The sequence below is a fragment of the Streptomyces griseus subsp. griseus genome, assembly GCF_000720255.1.
In the GTDB taxonomy this organism is placed as follows: Bacteria; Actinomycetota; Actinomycetes; order Streptomycetales; family Streptomycetaceae; genus Streptomyces; species Streptomyces griseus_I.
This window is the reverse complement of the sequence record NZ_JOJE01000048.1, coordinates 101,863-124,246: the sequence shown is the minus strand read 5'-3', so window position 1 is coordinate 124,246 and position 22,384 is coordinate 101,863. Positions and strand designations below refer to the sequence as shown.

The window sequence follows — 22,384 nt, the reverse complement described above, 5'->3', positions numbered from 1 at the left end:
TCACGGAGAGCACTGGTTGTCCTCTCGTCACGGGCCGAGAGTGGACGCATGACCACAACGTTCATCACCGGAGCCAACAAGTCCCTCGGGTATGAGACCGCCCGCCGCTTGATCGAGGCTGGCCACACCGTCCTCATCGGTGCGCGTGATCCGGAGCGCGGCCGGGCGGCCGCCGACGCACTCGGTGCCCGTTTCGTCCAGATCGATGTGAAGGATGACGCGTCGGTGGCTGCCGCCGCCGCCGATATCGAGGCTCGCGAGGGCGGCATCGACGTCCTGATCAACAACGCTGGCGTCTTCGGGACGCACAGCCCCGCCGACCAGATCACGGCCGCTGACGCCAGTGAGGTGTTCGAGGTCAATGTCGTGGGGATTGTCCGGGTGACGCACGCGTTCCTGCCGCTGCTGCGCAAGTCCGCGAGCCCGGTCATCGTCAATGTGTCCAGCGGTATGGGATCGTTCGCGGCCACCCACGACGCAGAGCGCGTCGAGTCGAGGAACCTCGCGCCGCTCTACACGGCGTCGAAGGCTGCCGTGACCATGCTGACCACGCAGTACGCGAAGTCCTGGCCGGACGTGAAGGTGAACGCGGCCGACCCGGGCTACACCGCGACCGACTTCAACGGGCACAGCGGCCCGCAGACCGTGACCGAGGGAACCGACGCGATCGTCGAACTCGCCACCATCGGAGCGGACGGACCGACGGGAACCTTCCGCGACCGTCACGGTGAGATGGCCTGGTGATCCACCCCTGAATTCGGGGCGTGCCCGGCACGGACGAGGGTTCCAGAGTGGCGAACTCGTGCCGAGATCCCATCTCGCCGGGCCTGGCCCCCAGGGTCGTCTTGGTCTGTTGGGCTGGATGATGGCGTGTGAGAAGCCGTATCTGAACCGATCATGGAACGTGTGGATCGAACAGGTTTTTCGCCGGGGTGATCTTCCCGTCGTACGCGTATGAAGACGGGGCCTCTCGGTAGCTCGAGGATGCGAATCCAACCGAGCAGTGCCGGGAGGCCCTGATGTCGTTGTTGTGCGCCTCCGAACGCCTCCCGTCCAACGCGGCTGCACGATCGTGTGATCACCTCGCGAGCGCGTACGGCAACGCGGTCGGCCACCGGGACCGGGAACGCTGGTATCCCTCCGACAATGTCGGACGCGGAACGGGCGGCCGTCCGGTCTCTGCTGCCGGTGCCGGCCTGGCTTTGGGGGGGGAGGAGGGAGGGGCGGATCGCCCGAGGGTCACTGTCACCGGCAGCTGCTGGACGTGATCCGTCACCTGGTCACGGGCGGGATCTCGTGGCGGGCGGTGCCCGCGGACTTTCCCGGCTGGGGTCGGGTCCGCGCCTTCTTCCGCCGCTGGCGCGAGCGCGGGCTGATCACAGACTTCCACGACCGGCTGCGCGGGAAGTCCGTGAACGGGAGGGCCGCGAGGCAGGGCCCACGGCGGGGGTATCGACGCGCAGTCGGTGCGGGCCGCCGCGACGGTGTCGGCAGCCTCACGCGGTTACGACGGCGGCAAGAAGGTGCCGTGCCGCAAACGGCACATCGTGACCGACACCCTCTTGCGTCAGTGGCCGCATCATCGATGTCACCGTCGGCCTCGCGGCGTCGTCGGCCGTGTTGTCAGTGGCCTGCGGCATGATGCGGGGCACGTGACGGCCTGCCCGACAGGGGCTTTGAGGCCGTCCTCGACGAGGGGAGTGCTGTGCGTAGGCCGGTCGCAGGCGAGGTGCGTGTTCACGATCGTCAGATCTACGTCGAGAGCGATCCGGACAGCGCAAGGCCTGACCTCGCCAAGGCGCTCGCGTACCAGATCGGGGGGTTGTGCGGGGCTGCGGTCCCAGGTGTGATCGTCCTGTCCACCGGGCTGTACGCGGGCGACGTCGGTTTTGTCGTGGAAGTCCACGACGCGGCCCCTGTGCTGGACCCGGTCTGGGATGACGTGATGGAGGTGTCCTTCCGCCCCAAGTCGGAACGCACAAGTTTGGTGCAGGGGAACGGCGAGGCCACGTGGGACCTGGGTCTCGCCCGAACCGACTACCGGGTCCGGTACTGCGCCCGGGGGATGGACGAGGGACGGGAACTCTCCACCAGAGTGGCTGGGGAGTCCCGGGCGGACAGCTACCTCCTGCAGTTCTGGCCTGCCCCACCCCGCCCGGACGAGGTGATCCGCCACACCTCGCGGATGGCCGGGGACCTGCACTGGAACGTGCGCCAGACGGCGCGTACGCCCGAGCAGCTCGCCGAGGCCGAACGCCTGACTCGCCAGGTGTTCCAACGGGCGGCCGAGGAGCGGGCCGAACAGGCCGCCGAGGGGCGCCGCCTGCACCACGAGGAGTGGGAGTGGGGCGGGCGGCTGCCGAGCGAGAGGCTGCGCGGTGCCCGCGAGAGCAACGTCCTCGGTCTGCTCCGCTTCGACAGCGACCTGGTGCACGCCCTCGATGTCGTGGGTCCCGAGGTCCAGCGTGCAGTGGCATTGCTGGCCGCGCGGCGGGCCTGCGAGGCTGCGGGCCTGACCGATGTGCCGTGGGTCGCCCAGGCGCTCTCGGAGTCGGCAGAGGGACGCCCTCTGCCGCCGCCGTTCGACGACCCCGCCCGGATGTGGGAGGCCCTGCGCTCCGACCCTCGTGTACCGGACAGGACGGTGCTCGAAGCGATACCTCCGGAGTGGCCGCCGTACGTCCCGCCGCCGGTCGCGGACACAGGGCGCAAGGTCGTCGTGGTGCCCCTTGCCGTTACGCCGCGCACCCCGGGACGGATCTCACAGCCGCACTTCGCTCTTCCCGCCGTGCTCGCCGCGGCCAAGCCCGCCCCGCTCGTGGCAGCACTGGACGCGGTGTGGCATGCGCTGAACACGTACGGCGAGCACTACCCCGAGCTGCTGGACGAGATCCGGTCGGTGTGCGCCGAGCGGGCAATGAGCATTGCCGCCGCACTCCGTATCCGTACCACCCCGCCGCGGCTGGTCGACGTCACCGCGGTCGCCCCGCAACTGGCCCCGCTGGCACGCACGGCGACCCGGCTGCATCCCCGCCCCGGGTCGCCCACGCCGTACGACAGTTCCGTCGGCGGGCCGTTGCTGTGGCCCGCCGACGAGCCGTGGCCGCACTGTGAGGGACCGCACGAGTGGGACGGGTGGAACGAGATCCTCTCGCCCGAGGACGTGCGGCAGCGGCGACGCATCCGGGCAGCGGTGGCGAACCGGCCGGGCGGCGATCCCCCGGGGACCCCGTACACGCCCGAGGAGCTGGCGATCGAGGAGCGGATCAAGGCCGGCCGCCCGTGGCCCGAGGGCCCGATCGCCATGCTGCCCGTGGCCCAGTTGTACGTACGCGACGTCCCCTTGCTGCGCCCGCCCAAGCAGGCCGAGGCAGATCTGCTCCAAGTGCTGTGGTGCCCCTTCGACCACCCCGCGCAGCCCGAGACCGCGCTGTTCTGGCGGTCCGCCGCCACAGTCACCGACATCCTCGACACACCCCCCGAGCCGCCCGCGATCCAGTTTCCCGGCTACCTGCCGGAGCCGTGCCTGCTCGCGCCGGAGCAGATCACCGAATACCCCAACATCATGGAACTGGGCAAGGAGCTCCAGCGGCAGCTGGAGGACTGGCGCAGGTGGCAGACGGCCGGCGCCGCTCTGGACAGCTTTGACAACACGCCGTACCCGCTGGACAGCTCTGACACGCCCTACTCGAAGGATTTCTACAACGAGCTCTACACGGGCAGGATGTCCGTCGCTCCCGGCTGGAAGGTCGGTGGATGGACCCGTTGGGGCCTCACCGATCCCCTACCCCGGCTCTGCCTCTCATGCGGCACCGAGATGGATCCGCTGCTGACCATCGCCTCGGGCGAATGGAACTCCAACTATCCCGACTGGATTCCCGGCGAGGACCGAGCCCGCTCTCTGTCATCCACCATCCATCCCGAACCGCACAACCCGACCATGCTCGACCTCGCCGGAGGCTACGATCTGCAGCTGTACGTCTGCCCGGTATCCCCCGACCATCCGCACATCGAGCTGATCCAGTGAGCCGTTCCCCAGTCAGCGGCTGCGCCGCCGTCTGCCGGACTTCGGCGGCGCCCGCCAGCTCCAATTCCAGCAGGTGATGCTCCGGCGTCGGCGATCTCCAGCCGACCGGCCAGGTACTCCGTGACCTCCACCGGTACCTCGCACGGGTCCAGTAGGAACCGCGCGAGGTGAATGCCCGTCAGTTCAGGCGTCCGCCGCTGGCCGCGGAGGTCGACGAACGCGGACGCACCGCGGTCGTGATCGACGAGTCGCACCTGCGGACACCCTGCGGGACCACCAGGAGTTGATGAGGACGATGACCACCAGGCCGCCCACCATGAACACTGTTTCCGCCGGGGTGATCTTCCTGTTGTGCGCGCATGAAGACAGGGCTTCTCGGTAGCTCGGGGATGCGAATCCAACCGAGCAGCGCCGGGTGTCGCGGTTGCGGTGCACTGCGCCGAGATGCGGGCCGCGGGATTCGGTCGCAGGCTGGGAATATAGGTACTCGAGATGGACGGGGGCGTCCATCATGATGCAACGGGCGCAACTGGCTCAGACTTCACTCCCCTTGAGATACCGAGGATGGCTCGTCACTGGTCGCTTGCCAATGTTGCTGTCAGCAGTGGTAGTTGGCTTCATGGGTGTTGGCGCATCTATCGGGGCTCAGCCGGCGCACTCGAGCTCCACGCAGCCAGGCGGTATCGTGCACCCTTCATCAACTCTTCCCGTAACTTCGCAGTCAGCCCCTTCCGCGCCAGGACCGCAACTCGCTGGTTATTCGGTGTTGCCCATGCAAGCCGATCCAGATCCTGCTGATGTGGTAGAGGGGTACTTCAGTGCCGTCAATGACGGCGATTACGTGGCTGCATGGGCGCTCGGAGGGAAGAACATCGTTGGGGGGAGGTACGACGATTTTGTGGAGTCGTTCGCAGACACGGCCAATGATAAAGTAACCATAAATTCCGTAGTTGGCGAAACAGTAGAAATTGAGCTCGATGCTGCACAGTCGGACGGCTCCCATCGTTTCTTCGCCGGCACGTACACCGTCCGGGATGGCGTAATCATTGACGCGGACATACATGCCAGTAAGCAACCTCCCTCGGCGAAGACACCTTCTCTTTATGTCCGAACGGGATACGAACGTGGGGCTCTCTACGAGCCGGCCGATTTCCCGAAAAAAATCGCCTTGGACAATCACAATTACATCTCAGACCTCCAATGGAAACAACCTGGGGCAAGCGATATCAAAGCTACCGGAACGCTGAACGAAAACAAATGCGAACCGAGTTGCGCCGAAGACGATTATGTCACCTACCCGATTGAAGTGCGCGCCTCTGAGCCGAGGCAATGTGCAGTCGAAGTCTACAAGCCTTACAGTGACGAGAAGCGAATGGTGGGAGCATACGTCTACGACAGGATCTCGGTGCGCACGTTGAACGGGAATCCGGACCCATCTCTTGTCGGCGACGAAGTCTTTTCAGCGCCATGCAATGAGTCGCGATAGAACAGTCAATCTCGTTGTAGCCACGAGATTGGATAGCTGCCGTCACCTGCACCGTCGCTACGAGCGTGAGGTAGGGGATGCATATGTTCAGGGAGCTGGCTACTTGCTTCGGGGCAGCAATTCTCTTCTTCGGTATGGCAACGCCTCAGGCGACTGTTAACGCCAGACAGCAAATACCCGAAGATTGCCGAGATTTCTACTTCCTTGGTGGGCACGGCCTAGGTGAAGGCGGTATAGCCAACTGGGGGAGTACGGTCCAAGGCGTATATGAAAACTACGTAAAGGAGATGAACAACGCTGACCCCGATGTGTCGATTGACAGTGAAGCCATTGAATATCCAAGGACGGAATTTCCTGAATTTGGGCCCAAGGGGCTCCTGAGAGAATGGATAGCCTCGGAGCGGGATGAGGTTGTGGAAGGCGCCATAGCGCTGAACAAGCAAATCACCGACAGGATAGGTCATTGCCGGGGTAGAGAACGCTACATTCTCGCCGGATTCTCGCAAGGTGCATGGGTGATTCATCGATTCTTGAAGGATGCACCCCAAAGCATCGTTGATAAGATCTCAGGGGTTGCGGTACTTGGCGACCCCCAGTACGCGCGCACTGGAATCATCCCCAAGGTGTTTCCAGGGTACGAGATCAAGCCCTATTTTCCACCCGGAATCAGATATCAGAGTTTGTGTCTCTCGTATGATCTTCCAGCGGCAGGTCGGGCAGTGAATGACCCAATCTGCCGGTTCTCGCGCAGGGACTTCTTGACAAGAGGGGATGAATCGGACCTGAAGAACTGTGAAGCGGCTGCCAAGGGAGCCATTAACACAGTCTGGTGCCCGCATCTTCGCTATGTTCAGACGGGTGGAACCAAGCGTATCGCTGATTTCCTTGTCAGCGTGAGCTGAAAATGTTGGGTCATCCCGTGTGGCGAGATGGGCTTGCCCGGGACCATGCCTGGAAAGAGCCATTGAGGCCCGGGTTGGCGCGTGCGAGTTGCGGCCTCGGCTGGGGCTGGTCGGCAAGGTGCCGGAGGAGTTCGGCGAGCCGTGGAGGCAGCAGAACGGGGTGACGGCCGAGGACCAGATGGGCGTACTTGTCTCCGAACTTGAGGTGCTCGGGCGTCAGATGACAAAGACGTTCGGCGGACGGGCCGAACAGCAGGGTGATCGCGTCGGCGGCCCGGACATCCGTCGCCAAGGTGTCGTCGGTCAGACAGCACTGGAGGAGTCGCCACCGGTCGTCCTCGTCGAGCAGGTCCTGGGGCTCCTGCCTAGGGATGGAGGGAACGGTGAGCTCGCGTGTGAGTCGACGGCTCGCGGTCCACTTGAGGAAGTAGCGGATCAGGGAGCGCCGCTGACTGGTGGCCCCGGTGATCCACTCGTCGATGTGTTCCTGGGTGAGGCGCGCGAGGACCAGGCCGCGTTGGTCCCTCCAGGCCAGGAACTCCAGAGCGCCGCTGATGCGGCGCCGCAGGTCACGGTCGGCGGAGGCAGGGTAGCGGCGGGTGGCCGCTCGTTGGCGGGCTCGTCGAAGCAGGAACCAGTGTAGGAAGGTACGCGCGAGGTTGGCCTGCGCGGTCGGCTTGTCCGCGAGCTCGTGCTCCAGCCAGCCCGGGATGCGTTCGAGAACCTCGTTGCGTTCCTCCAGGGCGCCGGTGTGGACGAGGAGTTGACGGATGTAACGCTGGTTCTGGGTGGGTGGGAGTTCGTCCAGCAGTTCGTGGGTGAGCATGCGGCCTTCGGCCACGAGCCCGGCGAGGAGCTTGGTGTTCGGGCGGCTGTGAGCGTGGTCGCGAGCGGTTCCAGCTGCGGGACGGTCTTGCCGTCGGGGCCGGTCAGCAGGTCGTTGACCCGTTCGCCGAGAACGCGGTGAGCGCATCGGCCACGGCTGTGGGGGTTGCCGGATCGGCCGCACTGACGGCAGGTGTAGTCGGCGGCGATGCCGACACAGGGTCCGCAGACCTCGGCGCCCTCGTCGTCCCGCGCGATCAGTGGCTGGACTGTGCCGCAGCGGCGGCACTCGGTCGGCGACCGGAGCACGGCGTTGTAGCAGCTCAGGCAGACTGGTCCGATGGGCCACCGGGTGTTGACCGGCTTGGTCCGACCGCACCGAGCGCACGGCTCTCCCGAGCGAGCGCGCCGGTAGCAGTTGCCGCAGACCGGCTGGCCCTGCTGGGTCCGGTTGCAAAAGATCTCAGGACCCGAGTGGTAGCAGGTGTAGCAGATGCGGCCCTCGGGGCGGCGGGCCGCGATGCGTACGTTCTCCCGACCGCAGCGGGCGCACGTCGCCCGGCGGCTCCGGCCGTCGCAGGTGCCGCAGAGCCGTCCTTCGGGACGAAGTTGCCGCAGGTCGCTTCGCACCGTGCCGCAGTGGGCGCGACCGGGACGGACCACGGGGTGTCCGGCGTCGTGAAGGACTTCAGCAAGCCGCAGAAGAACCGGCGGACAGAGCGAACTGCCCATGGCGACCTTGATCAGAGCGATCGCCGCAGTTCTGGGACGGGATCGGCAGCAGGAAGGCGTCGGGTGCCCGGGACGGCCGGCCGGGCGAGGTGGTGTGGGGCATGGGCCGGGCGGGCGTATGTCGTTGTTACTCACTTTCGGGTGATGGTCCGGGGCCGAGGTGGGGTGGCGCGTCCTGGCGGGCGCGGGTCAGAGGCCAGTGTCCGCCGCGACGGCAGGCGCTTACGCGACGTCAATTCCCTGCATAAGGTAAATGGATGTGCATTACAGTTGAGAGTCGCGGAAATATGGGCGTTCTGTAACGCGGGTGCAGGCCTCACTCGCGCGCTTGGCACTTGGCGTCACGGTATGCGTGTGCGGCCGACCGGTCGCCACCCGCACCCGCACGATCCCGGCACGCGGCATGACCGTGTGCGGGATGTGCCCGCACCTTGCTGGGAGACCCTGTGTCCGTTTCCGTGACCGTGCCCACCCGTCGTCTGGCCGCCGCCGTGCTCGCGGCCGCCGCAGTGGTCGGGGCGGCGGCGCTGCCGGCGTCGGCCGCCGACCGCGGCCGCCCCGACCGGCCCAAGGTGGAGATCAGCGCCGTGCAGTACGACTCCCCGGGCCTTCACGACCGCTCCCGCCGCTCCTTGAACCGGGAGTGGGTGGAGCTGACCAACACCACCCGCCACAGCGTGAACCTGGATGGCTGGACGCTGTCGGACGAGGACGGCAACACCTACACCTTCCACCACTACCGCCTGGAGGGGCGCGCGACCGTACGTGTCCACACCGGCGAAGGCCGCGACCGCAACACGGACCTGTACCAGGACAGCCGCCACGAGGTGTGGGACAACCGCTCCGACACCGCCACCCTGCGCAACCGCCGGGACCGCGTCGTCGACGAGGCCTCGTGGGGCCACGACCGTCACCACCACGGCGACCGCAACGGCCACCACCGTCACTGACCCCCACACCGTCGTGTCGGGGACCGCTGAACAAACCACCAGCACACCCCCGTGAGACAACGGCGCGCCCGGACCCGCGGTCCGGGCGCGCCGCGCCGTTCCGGCCGGGGCCGGCAGCCCGCGAATCGGCGCTCCTTCAGTCGGCCCCTGGCGCACGCACCGGCTCAGCACGATCGCTCGTCGTTCGGCCACCTTCTCGACGTCCGCCCGTAGGGTCGCCACCACGGTGACTTCCGCAACTTGAGCCCGACCGCGAACGTCTGCGCCCTTGCCGCGCCGCCGATCCTTCCTCCACCACCCCGCAGCGCCGGACCCGCCTCCTTCTCACCCGCCCCGCCGGGCTGCGACTGCGGCTGCGGCACAAGGACACCGCACTCCTCGCCGCGCGTATAACGCGGATCCACGATGCGTAGCCACGCGGCACCACATTCCACCGGGTTTAGCGGATGTGACCGCAGCAAGTCTGTACAAGTATGGAAGCACCATGCGAGGCAGAAGGAGATCCCTCGTGAGCAACACCGCCGACGAGCTCGACTACGGGGGCATGCGGTTCGACCGCACCGGCCAGGCCGAGGCCTTCGACGCCATTGGCGACCACTACGACGAGGCCTTCCCCCACAAGGAAGGGCAGGTCGCGTCCGCCGAGTGGCTCATCAGGTCCCTGCCGGCCGGGTCATGTGTACTGGACCTGGGGTGCGGCACCGGGACCCCCACCGCCCGCCAGTTCGCGGAGGCGGGCCTGCGGGTGGTGGGTATCGATCTGTCGGACGGGATGGTGGCTCTTGCCCGAAGGTACGTGCCCACCGGGGAGTTCCACCAGGCGGACATCGCGGATCTGCGGCCCGGCGGACCCCTGGACCTCGGCCGCTTCGACGCGGTGACTGCTTTCTTCTCCCTGCTCATGCTGCCCCGCCCCGAGATTCCCCTCGCGCTGCGGACCGTCCACCACCTGCTGCTTCCCGAAGGCCTGTTCGCGCTGTCGATGGTGGAGGCCGATGTGGACGACTTCTCGATCCCATTCATCGGAAAGACCATCCGGGTGTCCGGCTTTCTGCGGGACGAGCTGCGTGAGGTCGTCGAGGCGGCGGGCTTCGAGATCGTCGACGAGTCCTTGTACACGTACGCTCCGGCCACCGTGGACGTCCCGCCCGAGGTGCAGATCTTCCTGCGCTGCAGACTGGCCGCCTGACCACCTCTGATCTGCCCGCCGCGGCGCGGGCCCGTAGGGCCGGAGGGAAACGCGTGACGAAGCACCTCGGAGCCGATGGAGACACCCGCGGGCAGGATGCCGGTGTGCACGAGTCCACGGCTCGCCTCCACCGACCGCAGCGCCCCGCTCCGTCACCCGGGTCCGGCGACCACGCCGACGAGGCACGCGCGCCGTCAGGTGAGAGCCCCTGCCCCGGGGGCAGTGGTCGAGCGATGCGCATGCCGGCGGCGCACACGCCCGCCGAGCAACCGAAGGGGGCCCGACCCCCCGCCGACGAGGCGCAGACCGACCGGCTGCGCTACCTCGACGTGGCGACCCGACAGATCGCCCGCGGCATGAACCTCGACGAGACGTTGCGCGAACTGTGGCGGGCGGCGGTCCCGACGTTCGCCGACGTGGTGTTCGTTCATCTGTACGACCCGCTTCCGGTCGGTGACGAGAACGACGCTCCCCCCGGGGCCCTGCGGCTGCGCACCACCGAACCCCCACCGCCGCGCAAGGCGGCCACGCTCCGCTCCGCGCCACCCCCGCCCGCTGTCGGCACCATCCAGGCGGCAGAGGTCGCACGCCCGGCAGCCACAGGCCTGCTCGCCAAGCTGCTACGGGCCGGGAGGCCGGTGTTCGGGGACCTTCCGGAAAACCGTTCGGCGGTGGCCGAGTTGCTGGGAGTGACGGACTTCGCCGACGCGGTGCCGGCCGGGCGACGGATGATCCTCGCTCCGCTGCACGGCCGGAGCGATGCCATGGGCAGTGTCGTCCTCATCCGCGGACCAACCCGGGCCGAGTTCACCGGTGACGACCTGCTCGTCGCATCCCAACTCGCCACACACACGGCTCTCGGGATCCACAAGGCGGTGCTCTACGAGCGTGAGGCATCCGTCGCGGACGCGCTCCAGCGCACGATGCTCCCGCCGTCGCTGCCCGAGCCGGCCGGAGTCCTGCTGGCCAGTCGCTATCTGGCGGCCTCGCGAACCGCGCAGGTCGGCGGCGACTGGTACGACGCGATTCCACTGCCGGGCAGCAGGGTCGCGCTGGTCATCGGCGATGTGATGGGCCATTCCTTGACGTCGGCCGCGATCATGGGACAGCTGCGCACCATCGTGCAAACCCTGGCCGGACTCGATCTGCCGCCGGACGAAATTCTGCACCACCTCGACGAGCAGGCGGCGCGTCTGGGCACCGAGCACACGGCGACCTGCCTGTACGCGATGTACGACCCCGTACGGCACCGCTTGCTCGCATCCAGCGCCGGCCACCTTCCGCCGGTCCTCCTGCACCCCGACGGCAGTGCGGAGGCTCTGATCGTCCCGCCCGGAGCGCCGATCGGCGTGGGCCGCGGTGGCTTCGAGTCCACCGAGATGCACGCACCGACCGGAGCGACCCTGATGCTGTACACCGACGGACTGGTCGAGTCCCGCGAATCGGACGCGCTGGCCGGGGTGGACCGTCTGCGCGCAAGGCTGGGGGCGGCCACCTCGGGATCCGCCCGCCCGGGGCTGGAAGAACTGTGCGATCAGGCGCTCGGCACACTGGGCGCGGGAGATCGGGAGGACGACATCGCGCTGCTCGCCGCCCGGTTCGAAGGCATCCTGCCTGAGACCGTCGCGAACTGGTATCTGGCTCCGCGCCCGCAGACCGCTCGACAGGCCCGTCGGCTGACCCGCAGAACACTGCACCACTGGGGTCTCGACTCGCTGGTGGAGGCCACGGAGCTCATGGTCAGCGAGGTCGTCGCCAACGCCGTGCGCTTCGCCTCCCGGCCGATCGCCCTGCGACTGCTCCGCACGGGCGTACTGCGTTGCGAGGTGGGCGACGACTCGCCGCTCGTACCGAGGATGCGGCACGCCCGACTGAGCGACGAGGGCGGCCGGGGACTCTTCCTCGTGGACCAGATGGCACAGCGTTGGGGGGCCACAAGGTTGAGCACGGGGAAGGTGGTCTGGTTCGAGCAGCCGCTGCCCGGTGATCCGGGCCCCGGCCCTGATCATGAACCGTCGCAGAGGCCGGTCGCGTAATCGCAGGCCATCCACACCCTCGCCGATGTGTGCGCCGCGGTGGGACGAACACACCGATTGCCTGGCCCGGTTCGATCAAGCCCGTGTTGCGGAGTCTTCAGACGGCCTCGCGCACGACCGTGCGCCTGACGCCCAGCTGCTTGACCAGCTCCACCTCGGTCGGCAGGCGGTCGCCCTCGGCCGGCCGCCGACTCGATCTCCTCCGAGCGTCGCGGCGACCTCGTCCGCGAGCCGGACGCAACCGCTCACCATGGACCTGATATTCAGCGGGAACCTGATATTCAGCCCATTGCTCCGGGCCCGGCCGTCCCGCCTGCTGCGTGCGGTGGGTCGACCAGGATCGCGTCGGGGTGGTCGGCCATGTAGTCCCGCACCACCGACGCGAAGCTCGGGTCGGGCTCCAGCCCGAGCGTGGCGGCGCGCGTGTGGTCGAAGACGGACGGCCAGGAACCCACAAGGGCCTCGATGTCACGATCGGGGGCGATCGTCACCAGATCGCTCACGGCGTCGCCGGCCACCTGCCGCAGCGTGGCCAGCATCTCGGCGACCGAGACGGTGAGTGCCGGAAGGTTGACCGGAAGCGCACCGCCGAGCCGCCCCCTCCCGGTGCCGCGCTCGACCTCCGCGATGCGGAGGATCGCCGCGACCGTGCGCCGTGGCGAAGACAGGGCAACCCGCAGGTTGGGATGCACGGGGCAGATCGCGGGGAGGCCCGCGAGCGGCTCACGGATGATGCCGGACAGGAAGCCGGATGCGGCCGCGTTCGGCTTGCCGGGCCGCACCGCCACCGTCATCAGGCGGGCGACGCGTCCGTCGACGAAACCCCGGCGGGTGTAGTCCGCGACCAGCTGCTCACAGATGAGTTTCTGGATCCCGTAGCTCGACCGGGGCGTGGCCAGGGTCGACTCGCTGACCACCGACGGGAGGGCAAGCGCCGGGTCGGAACCGTAGACCGCCACGCTGCTGGAGAACACCAGGCATGGTGTCGGCCCGCCGGCAGCCGTCTGTGCCCGGGCGGCTTCGAGGAGCGCGCGGGTGGTGTCCAGGTTGGCGCTCATGCCGAGGTCGAAGTCGGCCTCGCACTCGGCCGACACGGCGGCGGCGAGGTGGATCACCACGTCCACCGGCTCTGCGAACACCTCGTCGAGGCACTCGATGAGGTCACCCCGCACGATCTCCACGAGGGGGTCGGCCGCCTTCAGCGCTCCGGCCGGCACGAACCGGTCGGCGAGCACCAGGCGATCGATCGGTGCACCGCGATAGGTCCGCCTCCTGACCAGCGTGCCGGTGATCTCGCGTCCCAGGAAGCCGAAGCCACCCGTGATGACGATCCTCATGCGCTGTCTCCTTGGTAGTGGTTTGCCACGGCCGCGCCCAGCGCCCACGCCGGTCCCCACGGCAGTCCCAGCGCGTGCCCGGCGACCGCCACGGCCCCCGCGGTGAGGATCACCAGGACCGTACTGAGCAGGACGATGCCGCGCAGGTTGCTGAGGATCTCGCGCGTGGACGTGGTGAGGCTCTCCCAGTACAGCAACACGGGCAGGAAGAGCAGCAGCACCACGTCGGAAGCTGGGCCTGGCGCACGGCTGGGACCAGCCCGGCAAGAACTCCCACGGCAAGCAGCACGACGGGCGGCGCGACGCCGAGGCGTTGTGCGACGGCCTGGCCGGCCAGCACCGCCACGCCGAGGAGCACGACGAGTTCGAGTCCGATCACGATGCTTGCTCCCGTGGCGGGCGGACTGCCGACGGGAATTCAGCTGTCTCCACCGGGAATGTCCTGCTCATCTGGGCAGAAGCTGCAGCGTTGTCGGGCGAGCCGCCACCATGGGATTGACGTACGTACCGCCGAAGCGGCCGTATTTGGTGCGGTAGGCGGTGTCGATGCGGTCGTTGATCTCGGGGTCCGGTACCTCGACGAACGTGACGTCCTAGTCGACTCCGCCGGAGCTGATGTGCCCCCGTCGGCCCGCGCGGGCCGTGCGCCACCAGCCGCCGTCCGTGCCCCGGAAGGAGCGGACGTACAGGTCGTTCCCGTCACGGACGACCCAGATCGGGCCGGGCCCCCGCAGGGTGCCGTCACGGCGGAGCGGCGCGATCTCCAGCTCGTCGGCCCCGGCGATGCGGTCGAGTTCGTCGCTGGTCCATGTCGGCATCGGTGTTTCTCCGATCTTGTAGTGGCGGTGGGGCAAGTGGAAGGGCTCGTCATGGTCGTCGGGGCCACCACCGAGGTCGTCATGGATGTCGGGCAGGGCGAAGTTGACGACCGAGGCGTCGAGGGTGATGACGAAGAAGCCGAGTAGGGATGCCGACAGCGCGTGGACGGGGGAGGGGCGACGCTGCTGGGCGCCATCGGCGATCGGCGGTGACGCGGCGAGCGGGGCGGGCATGCGTGGACTCCTGAAGCCGGGAAGACCGAGGGAACGGGCGCCGCTGTGCTGGAGGGTGCCGGGCAACCAGGGGTCAGCTGGGAGAGGCGGCGGGGGGACTGAGCCTGCGGTGGTGGTGCAGGCTTCAGGGAGGAGTCAGCCGGACTGGTCGGCGTTGTCCACGATCGCCTTGAGCTGGTTCATGGCGGTCATGGCGTTGGGCCAGCCGGCGTAGAAGGCCAGGTGAGTGATGGCCTCGACCAGCTCGTCCTTGGTCACGCCGTTCTCCAGCGCCTTGCCGAGGTGAAAGCCGAGCTGGTCGGCGCGGTACAGGGAGGCGAGAGCGGTGACCGTGACCAGGCTGCGGTCGCGCGGGGACAGCCCCGGTCGCTCCCAGATGTCGCCGAACAGGACGGTGTCGGTCACTTCCGCGAGTTTGGGGGCGAATTCCTGGATCGCCGGCGGCGCGAACTTCTTCCGTTCGGTCATGCGGTGGTGCTCCTAGCGTGTGTTCAGGGACTTCGGGGCGACCGGTCTTCGGCCGGGTCCCGGGTTCAGATGCACTGTCAGCCGCGTGGAAACGCGGAACACCCGTGACAGCCACGAAGCATTCGAAGGCCGGCCGTGTCAGCGACCCTGCCAGCCTCGCGTGAGCCCGCAAAGGGGAGAATTTCATCCTGGGAAAGGCTTATCCAGGGAATAATCCTTACCCCCTTGACGCGGACTGGCGGATTGCCGCCCGTAACTGCGCGTACGGCGATCGCCCGTACCCCTGGGAGAAAACTCTCCCCCTCTTCTTCCGGTCGAGGGCTGCGGCACTAACGGCTATGTACAGCGAAGCGTATTCGTCGGAAATGGGAGATTTTCTCAAGGAGCGTCGCGCACAACTCAGCCCGCGTACCGTGGGCCTGCCCGTCTCCGGGGGTCCCGGCGGTGGCCCGCCACCCCCACCGGGTAGGCGCCCTGGTTCTCGGCTGTACGTCACCCGGCGGCCCGCACAGCGTCGAACGCGGCAACGACGTCCGCCGAGCCCTGACGCAACCGCAACCTGGAGCCGCGCGACAGGCCCTGCTGGAGCTGATGTACACCCCAAAATGGCTCGCCTCCCATCCCGGCCCGCACCACACCCTCGGCGACCCTCGCATGCCTGCCCACGCCCGCCGCCATCACCTCGCGGCCAGCAATCAGCACAACGCCTGGGACCTCCTGCCGGACATCGGCGCACCCACCCTGGTCGTCCACGGAAGCGACGACCTGCTCAACCCCACCGCCAACGCACCCCTGCTCGCCGACCGCATCCCCAACGCCCGACTCCATCTGATCCCCGAAGCCCGGCACGCCTACTTCGAGGAGTGCCGCACCCACGCCGGCCCCCTCGTCCTGGACTTCCTCACCACCGCGCACAAGCCGTAAGAACAGCGCGGGAAGCCGGGCGCCGAGTCGACAGGCACTCACCGGTGGGAGAGCAGCGTGAGGTGCCGACTCGCTCGTCTCGTTGTCAGCAGCTGATGGACTCAGAGTTGGCGCCGTACCAGGTGCCCCGATCCAACAGGCTCTTCGTCCCCCGGGGTCAGGTCAGCGGGCGACCCAGTAGGTGCGGGTATTGGTGAACTCGCGGATGCCGGCGGTGGCCAGTTCGCGTCCGTAGCCGCTGCGTTTGGTGCCTCCGAAGGGCAGGCGAGGGTCGGAGGCGACGACGGCGTTCACGAAGGCCGCTCCGCTGGTGACACGGCGAGCCAGCTCGAGGCCTCGGGTGGTGTCGGCGGTCCAGATGCTCAGCCCGAGGCCGAAGGGGGTGGCGTTGGCCAACCGTACGGCGTCGTCGTCATCGCGTGCGACGGCCAGGGCGGTCAGTGGGCCGAAGGTCTCCTCGTCGAAGGCCGCCATGCCGGGGCCGGTGTCGGCCAGTACGGTGGGCTGGAAGAAGAACCCCTCGCCGGGCAGGGATTTTCCGCCCGTCAGCAGGCGGGCGCCCGCTGCCACGGACTACTCGACCTGGCGGGCGATCGCCGCCCTCAGGTCGTCACGGGCGAGTGGGCCGACCTGGGTGGCACGGTCCTGCGGATCGCCGATCCGCAGTTCCTCGACGCCCCGTACGAACGCCTTGGTGAAGGCATCCGCCACCGTCCTGCCGACGATGAACCGCTTGGCGCACACGCGGCTTTGGCCGGAGTTGGTGAAGCGTGCCCGTACCGCGGCCGTGGCGGCGGCGTCGACGTCGGCGTCGTTCAGGACCACGAAGGCATCCGAACCGCCCAGTTCCAGAACGGACTTCTTCGCCGCGCGGCCGGCCGCCGCGCCGACCGCGGCCCCGGCCCTGTTGCTTCCCGTCAGGGTGACGGCGGCGATGCGGTCGTCCTCGACGAGCCGCGCGGTGACCTCGGGGACGTCGGGGTCCGCGACGACCGGGCTGGTCACCAGGTGGGCGGGAAAGCCCGCCTCGGCGAAGAGATCCTGCAGGGCCAGCGCGCTGCCGGTGACGTTGGAGGAATGCTTGAGCAGGACGCCGTTGCCCGCGACCAGTGAAGGGATGGCGAAGCGCATGACCTGCCAGACGGGGAAGTTCCACGGCATGACGGCCAGGACCAGCCCGGCGGGCTCGTGCGCCACCCAGGCTTCGGCGCCGTCTACGGGTACCTTTTCGTCGGCGAGGATCCCGGGCCCTTGCTCGGCGTAGAACTCGGCGGTCAGGGCGGACTTCTCGACCTCGCCCTCCGCTTCGCCGACCGGCTTGCCCATCTCCAGGACGGCCAGGGAGGCGAGACGCGCCTTGTGCTCGCGCAGGATGCGGGCCAAGTGCGCGCACGCGCCGCCCGTTCGGGGACGGGGACCAGGCCCCAGGCCCGCGATGCCGCGTGCGCGTGTGCGATGGCGGTCTCGATCTGTGCGGCACCCCACGCTTCGTACGCTTCCAGGGGCCGGCCGGTGGTGGGGTTGATGGTCTGGATGGTGCCCGTCATGAGGTGGGGGCCCCTCCCTTGTCGTTCGCGGAGAGGTGCTCGAAGGTCTCGCCGGTGGCGGTGATGGTGCGGGTGACGTCCCGGCCGCCGTAGACCCAGTAGATCCGCATGACTCCCTCACCCCGGTTGAAGAACCGGTGCGGGATTCCGGCCGGGACCCAGGTGGCCTGCCCGGCCTCCAGGTCGAAGAACTCACCGTCGATCTCCGCGGTGGCCTCACCTTCGAGGATCAGGACCGACTCCTCTACGTTGTGGCTGTGCAGGGGCAGGCCGGTGCCGGACTGGAAGACGGTCTGGCCGGTGGTGATGACGGCCTTGTCGGAGTTCCACTTGCCGACGTAGGGGATGGTGGCCACTCCGCCACCGCGGTCGAAGCGTTCGACCTCGTCGGGGTGGATCAGGAGGTTCGGCTCGGCGGGGTGCTCGGTGCACATGGCGACGGTTCCGATCAGGAGTGGTGGAAGAGACGGCGGGAGAGTGTGTTGACCTGGCTGCCGGGGACGACGTACTTCGCTGCCGCCTCGCGCCAGGCCGCGAAGTGGGGCGCGGACCGGTGGGCCTCGACGGCAGCCTCGTCGTCGTAGATCTCGTGGAAGACGAAGTGGTGGTCGTCGTCGAGGTCGCACACGACGTCGAAATAGCGGCAGCCGGGCTCGTGGGTGAAGGAACGCTCGGCGTTCTCCTCGATGGCCTCGAGGAAGTCGTCGCGGAAGCCGGGGACGACCTGGAGGGACACGGTCAGAGCGATCATGAGGGGAACTCCTATGGAGTACGGGGGAGGGGGAGGGGTACGGCGGTGGTGGCGGCCACGTCGGCGAGGGAGGCCCAGGTGTCGTCGGCGAGCGGGATGCCCTCGCTGCGCAGGCGCTCGGCGGTGCGGATCTCAGGCTCACCGGGGACGAAGACCTCGGCCGTGCCCGGTGCGGTCGGCGTGGACTTCGTCTCCTCGATCAGTGCCTCCATCCGCTTCTCGAAGTCGGCCGGGTCGGCCATCGACCGGATGTCGATGCAGATCAGCAGATGCCCGGCGCCGCTGCGGCCGGCGGGCCGGTACGGGCCGACGACGGCCGAGCCGAAGGAACTGCCGGTCAGCACGCCCGCCAGCACGTCGAACATGAACGAGATGGCGTAGCCCTTGTGCCCGGCCATCGGAAGGATCAGGCCCTCGATCGCGCGGCGCGGATCGGTGGTCGGCGCACCGTCCGCGTCGGCGGCCCAGCCCTCGGGAAGCGGCTCGCCACGCTCCTTTGCGTGATAGATCTTTCCGCGCGCCACAGCCGTGTTCGCGATGTCCATCACGACCGTGCCGTAGCGGCCGCCGGGGGCGGCGATCGACCACGGGTTGGTGCCGACTCGTTTCTCCCGGCCGCCCCAAGGAGCCATCGCCGGGCTGGCATTGGTGATCAGCAGGGCCACACAGCCCTGCTCGGCGGCCCTGCGGGTGAAGTACGCGGCGGTTCCGAAGTGGCCTGAGTTGCGCACCGCGACCGCGCTGATCCCGTGCCGACGGGCGCGCTCCACGCCCCATGTCACCGCCTGGTCGGTGAGGACCTGCCCGAGACCGTCGCGACCGTCCACCACCAGGACCGCGCCGTTGTCGCTCACTACCTCCGGCGCGGCGACCGCGGCTGTCGCACCGGTCGCGAGACGGGCGAGGTACCAGGGCAGGCGCAGCACCCCGTGGGAGGGATGGCCCCACAGTTCCGCGGTCACCAGCGTGTCCCCGAGCAGACGAGCGTCCGCGGGCGGCACGCCATGGGCTTCGGCGGTGGCGGCGGCGAACTCCAGCAGGTCAGCGGCGCCGACAGTGCGCGGCATGAGAGGGCCCCTCGCGTCGAGAAGAAGTTGTATCCATTCCTGTATACATCAGGGGGTCGAGGTAAGCCATGGACGGGACACCGCGAGCCGGAACAGGGCGACGACGTGGCGTCGTCCCTCAGAAGCCTCCGACGGCGGGGAGCGCATGGCGTCGTGAGTCCCGGTGGGTCGGCTCAGCGCGTGACGTCCAGCTGCACGTTCACGCCGATTGCGAGGTCCTGGCCTGTCAGGCTTTCGATCAGGGCCTGGAGGGTTTGCGCGAGGTGGTGCCGGCATGCCGCCTCCGCCGCCTGGGCATCGCCGTGCACGATCGCTTTCAACATCGCCCGGTGCTCCTCAAGGGAGGTGAGCATACGGCGCGGCCCGCTGTGCGAGAGGTGGCGCAGCCGCACGGTCTGGCTGCGCAGATCGTGGATCGTGCGCGCGAGGTAGGGATTGCGGCATGCGGAGATGATCGCCTGGTCGAAGCCCTCGGTCACCTCGTAGAACTCCTGGTACGACCGCGCCTGCGCGGCCGTGTCCAGCGCGCGGAAGGACTCGTCGAAATCCTCCAGGCGCTCCAGCAGGTCATGGAACGGCACCAGCACGCGCTCATCGGCCATGCCTGCCGCCGAGACGGACGCGGCAGCCGCGGGCTCCAGCAGCATGCGGAATTCGAACAGGGCCCGCACCCCGCCGAGCGAGATCGCGGCCACCCGGGCTACCTCACCCGGTGCGAAATCGACCAGCCCCTCCCGGGCCAGCCGCCGGATGGCTTCCCGCACCGGCGTCCGCGACGCACCCAGGTCCTCCCCGAGCTGCACCTCACTCAGCTTGGCCCCCGGGCGCAGCCGCAGCGACTCGATGTCACCCTTCAGTCGCTCGTAAACCGCTTCACTCTTGCCACTCGCCCGGGCCATGAGACTCCCTGTCCATCTCACTGCACACTTCTGTGTATACAGCTTACGCGGTGAAGTCGGCGGACCGGGCTGATGCTGCGCCAGATGTCCATGTTGTGGTGCGCCGTCCAGCCGCCGCAGCGCCAGTAGCCATGAGCGGTGCGGCGGCCTGCGGCGGCGAGGCCGGTGATCAGGGAGAGGAGCGGTTCGTGGCATCCCGGCCGACCGGTGGTTTCGGCGTGCCAGTAGTTGATCCGAAGTGTGCCTGGCGCTCAGGCGTTGTCCGGTGCTCTGTGCTGTTCGCTACCGGGCAGTGCCGAAGTCCTGCGTCCAGTAGCTGTCGGGCTGCGCCAGTCCGACTCCGATGTCCTTGAACGCGCAGTTGAGGATGTTCGCCTTGTGGCCGGGGCTGGACATCCAGCCCGCCATGACCTGCTCGGGTGTGGCGTAACCGTACGCGACGTTCTCGCCGTAAGTGCTCCAGATGTAGCCGGCACTCGTGATCCGGTCGCCGGGGGAAGACCCGTCGGATCCGGTGTGCGACATGTTCCGGTGGGCTGCCATGTCCTCGCTGTGGGCTTGGGCGGCCTTGGTCAGAACCGCGTTCAGTGTCACGGGTGAGCAACCGACCTTGCTGCGCTCGGCGTTGACGAGTTGCACGATGCGAGCGGCGACCCCGGAGGCCGAGGCGGTGGCCTTCGGGGAGCTGGGCGATGTCGGAGTGGCTGAGGCGGTGGTCTTCGGCGTGCTCGTAGGCGCGGTGGTCCTGGGCGCGGGAGCCGTGTTCTTCGGCGTGTTCTTCGCCGTGCTCGTAGGCGCGGTGGTCCTGGGTTTCGGCGCGGTGCTCTTCGGAGTGCTCGCAGCAGCGGTCGGACTCTTTGACGCTGCGGAACCGGGCCCGCTGTGCTCCTTGCCGTTCCAGCCGTGGCCCCAGTGGCCGTGCCGGGGGCGATCCTGGGCGGCGTCGCTCCACCAGTCCTTGGCGGCGATGTTCTCGGCGCTGTAGAGCTGGTGCCCTCCGCTGTCCCGCCAGTCGGTACAGGCCAGTGCGACGGACGGCAGGCCCACGGTGCCCACGCCGACGGTAACGATGAATATTCGCCGGAAATGCCCTCTTCTGCGGTGCTTACCCATGAATGACCTCACTCGGTAATCGCCGAGCGCCCCTTGTGCGGCTGTGTCTACGCAGACTCGGCTTCTGAGCTGCGGAGATGCCCGGCGGGTCGTCATTCTTAAGACGGGTTCGCGTGGGGGCAAAGGCGCGTCGTACTACGCTGCCTCGTAGGTCTGCACGACCCTTGCCATAGGCGTGGACGCGTGCTGATTCGGCTCCCGCGTACGCTCAGGAATTCTGTCGCTCCGTCAGGAACCACCCGTTCCGGGATGGCTGAGGGGAAGTGCCGAACGTGCGGCATGCGTCAAGCCTGGCGTGACACACACCCGTACCAAGCCAGACAAATCCTATATGTCGCCAGGGTGGCGTCTACTATCCGGGGCGCTTAGTTAGCGAAACCGGTGTGACCGATGTCACGGAACACGGGGAGCGGGCGTCAGGCGATGGCCGCCGAGACAATGGCGGAAACGGCAAGGTTGCAGGACACCGTCACCCAGACCGCGGGATGGGGCTCTGACTCGACCAGCGTCGCACCCAGGCGCCCCGGCGTGATCAGGTCCACCACCAGGAACGCCACGGCCATCATCACCAGACCCAGCAGCCCGAACGCCGCGGTCGACGCCAGTCCCTTGCCGAAGTTCTCGTACGTCGTCCAGATGGATGTGAACACGATGCCGCCGATGCCGAGGAGCGCGGAGCTGAGCACCGCGGCAGCGTTGCGATTGCGCTGCTCCCATATCTGCCGGCCGAGCTTTCCAGGCGTCAGCACGTCGACCAGGACGATACCGAGGACCAGCAGGACCAGCCCCAGGCCGCCGTACGCGATGGCCCGCCCGAGTCCGTTGACGATGTCGCTCATGGGGTTGCCGACTCCCTAGCGTGAGAGATCGTGAGTGATCGCGGTCAAGGCGAGGCAAAATCTAGCGCACGCGTTCGGTCTGTTGATCGGCGCCCGGCCATCCGACCGTAACCTCCTTCCGTTCCCTCCTTGGCGGTTGGCCCTGCTTCCAGATCCGTGCACCAGTCGCCGCCTTGTGCGGTACGCCTGCCGCCGACCGGGCGCCAACGGTGCGGGGGCGTCGTACCACGACCCTTCGCC

20 protein-coding genes and 4 pseudogenes are annotated in these 22,384 nt (G+C 68.1%); 10 read left to right on the top strand and 14 right to left on the bottom strand.

The window, feature by feature from the left end; translation table 11 throughout:
* Positions 1-48: 48 nt before the first annotated feature.
* From IG99_RS38170 to IG99_RS46640, 6 genes and pseudogenes are all read left to right on the top strand, one after another.
* A complete protein-coding gene (locus IG99_RS38170; RefSeq protein WP_037682507.1) occupies positions 49-744 on the top strand; it encodes an SDR family NAD(P)-dependent oxidoreductase in 696 nt (231 codons plus the stop codon).
* Between the two features lie 520 nt (positions 745-1,264).
* Positions 1,265-1,327 (top strand): annotated as a pseudogene (locus IG99_RS52205) (hypothetical protein); the annotation flags it as partial.
* A 124-nt stretch (positions 1,328-1,451) separates the two neighbouring features.
* The gene (locus IG99_RS52200) at positions 1,452-1,850 is read left to right on the top strand and encodes a transposase (protein ID WP_463607365.1); all 399 of its coding nucleotides are present in this window, start codon (positions 1,452-1,454) and stop codon (positions 1,848-1,850) included.
* Between the two features lie 1,067 nt (positions 1,851-2,917).
* Positions 2,918-4,027, top strand: a complete 1,110-nt coding sequence (locus IG99_RS38160) for a hypothetical protein (RefSeq protein WP_037682557.1) — start codon at positions 2,918-2,920, stop codon at positions 4,025-4,027.
* Between the two features lie 772 nt (positions 4,028-4,799).
* Entirely contained in the window at positions 4,800-5,513 is a 714-nt protein-coding gene (locus IG99_RS49230; protein WP_158973323.1) for a hypothetical protein, read from the top strand.
* A gap of 83 nt (positions 5,514-5,596) precedes the next feature.
* A complete protein-coding gene (locus IG99_RS46640) occupies positions 5,597-6,415 on the top strand; it encodes a cutinase family protein (RefSeq protein WP_158973322.1) in 819 nt (272 codons plus the stop codon).
* A 10-nt stretch (positions 6,416-6,425) separates the two neighbouring features.
* Here the strand turns inward: IG99_RS46640 and IG99_RS38155 are convergent, their stop codons facing one another.
* Entirely contained in the window at positions 6,426-7,241 is an 816-nt protein-coding gene (locus IG99_RS38155; protein ID WP_051866401.1) for a hypothetical protein, read from the bottom strand.
* A gap of 1,177 nt (positions 7,242-8,418) precedes the next feature.
* Here IG99_RS38155 and IG99_RS38150 point away from each other — a divergent pair.
* The 3 genes from IG99_RS38150 to IG99_RS38140 all read left to right on the top strand — a co-directional run bounded on the left by IG99_RS38150 (position 8,419) and on the right by IG99_RS38140 (position 12,147).
* Positions 8,419-8,922 carry a lamin tail domain-containing protein gene (locus IG99_RS38150; protein ID WP_037682505.1) on the top strand — a complete coding sequence of 168 codons (504 nt, stop codon included), beginning with the start codon at positions 8,419-8,421 and terminating at the stop codon, positions 8,920-8,922.
* Positions 8,923-9,466: 544 nt separating this feature from the next.
* Entirely contained in the window at positions 9,467-10,111 is a 645-nt protein-coding gene (locus IG99_RS38145) for a class I SAM-dependent DNA methyltransferase (RefSeq protein WP_234312099.1), read from the top strand.
* 233 nt (positions 10,112-10,344) lie between these two features.
* A complete protein-coding gene (locus IG99_RS38140; protein WP_078948157.1) occupies positions 10,345-12,147 on the top strand; it encodes a SpoIIE family protein phosphatase in 1,803 nt (600 codons plus the stop codon).
* 97 nt (positions 12,148-12,244) lie between these two features.
* On the opposite strand, the gene IG99_RS50920 is transcribed toward IG99_RS38140, so the two are convergent.
* The 5 genes and pseudogenes from IG99_RS50920 to IG99_RS38120 all read right to left on the bottom strand — a co-directional run bounded on the left by IG99_RS50920 (position 12,245) and on the right by IG99_RS38120 (position 15,004).
* Positions 12,245-12,301, bottom strand: coding sequence for a hypothetical protein (locus tag IG99_RS50920; RefSeq protein ID WP_234312097.1), 57 nt, complete (start codon positions 12,299-12,301; stop codon positions 12,245-12,247).
* 127 nt (positions 12,302-12,428) lie between these two features.
* On the bottom strand, positions 12,429-13,484 hold the full coding sequence (gene denD, locus IG99_RS38135) for a D-erythronate dehydrogenase (protein ID WP_037682502.1): 1,056 nt from the start codon (positions 13,482-13,484) through the stop codon (positions 12,429-12,431).
* Positions 13,481-13,708 (bottom strand): cation:proton antiporter, encoded by a 228-nt coding sequence (locus IG99_RS50915; protein WP_037682501.1) that lies wholly within the window; start codon positions 13,706-13,708, stop codon positions 13,481-13,483. The genes denD and IG99_RS50915 overlap by 4 nt, the downstream gene beginning before the upstream one ends.
* Before the next feature lie 222 nt (positions 13,709-13,930).
* Positions 13,931-14,536: pseudogene (locus tag IG99_RS52195) on the bottom strand (DUF2255 family protein).
* Between the two features lie 135 nt (positions 14,537-14,671).
* Positions 14,672-15,004, bottom strand: coding sequence for a carboxymuconolactone decarboxylase family protein (locus tag IG99_RS38120; RefSeq protein WP_037682499.1), 333 nt, complete (start codon positions 15,002-15,004; stop codon positions 14,672-14,674).
* 447 nt (positions 15,005-15,451) lie between these two features.
* Between IG99_RS38120 and IG99_RS38115 the strand changes: the two are divergent.
* A pseudogene (locus IG99_RS38115) lies at positions 15,452-15,928 on the top strand (alpha/beta fold hydrolase); the annotation flags it as partial.
* A 162-nt stretch (positions 15,929-16,090) separates the two neighbouring features.
* Here IG99_RS38115 and IG99_RS38110 read toward each other — a convergent pair.
* The 8 genes and pseudogenes from IG99_RS38110 to IG99_RS38080 all read right to left on the bottom strand — a co-directional run bounded on the left by IG99_RS38110 (position 16,091) and on the right by IG99_RS38080 (position 22,144).
* Positions 16,091-17,475, bottom strand: a pseudogene (locus tag IG99_RS38110) (aldehyde dehydrogenase family protein).
* The gene (locus tag IG99_RS38105) at positions 17,472-17,909 is read right to left on the bottom strand and encodes a cupin domain-containing protein (protein ID WP_078948156.1); all 438 of its coding nucleotides are present in this window, start codon (positions 17,907-17,909) and stop codon (positions 17,472-17,474) included. The pseudogene IG99_RS38110 and the gene IG99_RS38105 overlap by 4 nt, the downstream one beginning before the upstream one ends.
* Positions 17,910-17,923: 14 nt before the next feature.
* On the bottom strand, positions 17,924-18,226 hold the full coding sequence (locus IG99_RS38100; RefSeq protein WP_037682497.1) for a putative quinol monooxygenase: 303 nt from the start codon (positions 18,224-18,226) through the stop codon (positions 17,924-17,926).
* Positions 18,227-18,237: 11 nt separating this feature from the next.
* Positions 18,238-19,293 (bottom strand): Ldh family oxidoreductase, encoded by a 1,056-nt coding sequence (locus tag IG99_RS38095; protein ID WP_037682494.1) that lies wholly within the window; start codon positions 19,291-19,293, stop codon positions 18,238-18,240.
* 173 nt (positions 19,294-19,466) lie between these two features.
* Entirely contained in the window at positions 19,467-20,192 is a 726-nt protein-coding gene (locus IG99_RS38090) for a GntR family transcriptional regulator (RefSeq protein ID WP_037682491.1), read from the bottom strand.
* 17 nt (positions 20,193-20,209) lie between these two features.
* Positions 20,210-20,425, bottom strand: coding sequence for a glycosyl hydrolase family 95 catalytic domain-containing protein (locus IG99_RS52190; protein ID WP_394298071.1), 216 nt, complete (start codon positions 20,423-20,425; stop codon positions 20,210-20,212).
* Between the two features lie 49 nt (positions 20,426-20,474).
* Entirely contained in the window at positions 20,475-21,248 is a 774-nt protein-coding gene (locus IG99_RS38085) for a CAP domain-containing protein (RefSeq protein WP_324606164.1), read from the bottom strand.
* A 473-nt stretch (positions 21,249-21,721) separates the two neighbouring features.
* Positions 21,722-22,144 (bottom strand): DUF350 domain-containing protein, encoded by a 423-nt coding sequence (locus IG99_RS38080; RefSeq protein WP_037682486.1) that lies wholly within the window; start codon positions 22,142-22,144, stop codon positions 21,722-21,724.
* Positions 22,145-22,384 lie beyond the last annotated feature (240 nt).

Coding starts and splice junctions, on each gene's coding strand:
- IG99_RS38170 (WP_037682507.1), top strand. CDS start 49: ATGACCACAACGTTCATCACCGGAGCCAACAAGTCCCTCGGGTATGAG.
- denD (WP_037682502.1), bottom strand. CDS start 13,484: ATGAGGATCGTCATCACGGGTGGCTTCGGCTTCCTGGGACGCGAGATC.
- IG99_RS38095 (WP_037682494.1), bottom strand. CDS start 19,293: ATGCCGCGCACTGTCGGCGCCGCTGACCTGCTGGAGTTCGCCGCCGCC.
- IG99_RS38080 (WP_037682486.1), bottom strand. CDS start 22,144: ATGAGCGACATCGTCAACGGACTCGGGCGGGCCATCGCGTACGGCGGC.
- IG99_RS38145 (WP_234312099.1), top strand. CDS start 9,467: ATGCGGTTCGACCGCACCGGCCAGGCCGAGGCCTTCGACGCCATTGGC.
- IG99_RS38090 (WP_037682491.1), bottom strand. CDS start 20,192: ATGGCCCGGGCGAGTGGCAAGAGTGAAGCGGTTTACGAGCGACTGAAG.
- IG99_RS46640 (WP_158973322.1), top strand. CDS start 5,597: ATGTTCAGGGAGCTGGCTACTTGCTTCGGGGCAGCAATTCTCTTCTTC.
- IG99_RS38100 (WP_037682497.1), bottom strand. CDS start 18,226: ATGATCGCTCTGACCGTGTCCCTCCAGGTCGTCCCCGGCTTCCGCGAC.
- IG99_RS38155 (WP_051866401.1), bottom strand. CDS start 7,241: ATGCTCACCCACGAACTGCTGGACGAACTCCCACCCACCCAGAACCAG.
- IG99_RS38105 (WP_078948156.1), bottom strand. CDS start 17,909: ATGTGCACCGAGCACCCCGCCGAGCCGAACCTCCTGATCCACCCCGAC.
- IG99_RS38140 (WP_078948157.1), top strand. CDS start 10,345: ATGCGCATGCCGGCGGCGCACACGCCCGCCGAGCAACCGAAGGGGGCC.
- IG99_RS38160 (WP_037682557.1), top strand. CDS start 2,918: ATGAGCATTGCCGCCGCACTCCGTATCCGTACCACCCCGCCGCGGCTG.
- IG99_RS38120 (WP_037682499.1), bottom strand. CDS start 15,004: ATGACCGAACGGAAGAAGTTCGCGCCGCCGGCGATCCAGGAATTCGCC.
- IG99_RS49230 (WP_158973323.1), top strand. CDS start 4,800: ATGCAAGCCGATCCAGATCCTGCTGATGTGGTAGAGGGGTACTTCAGT.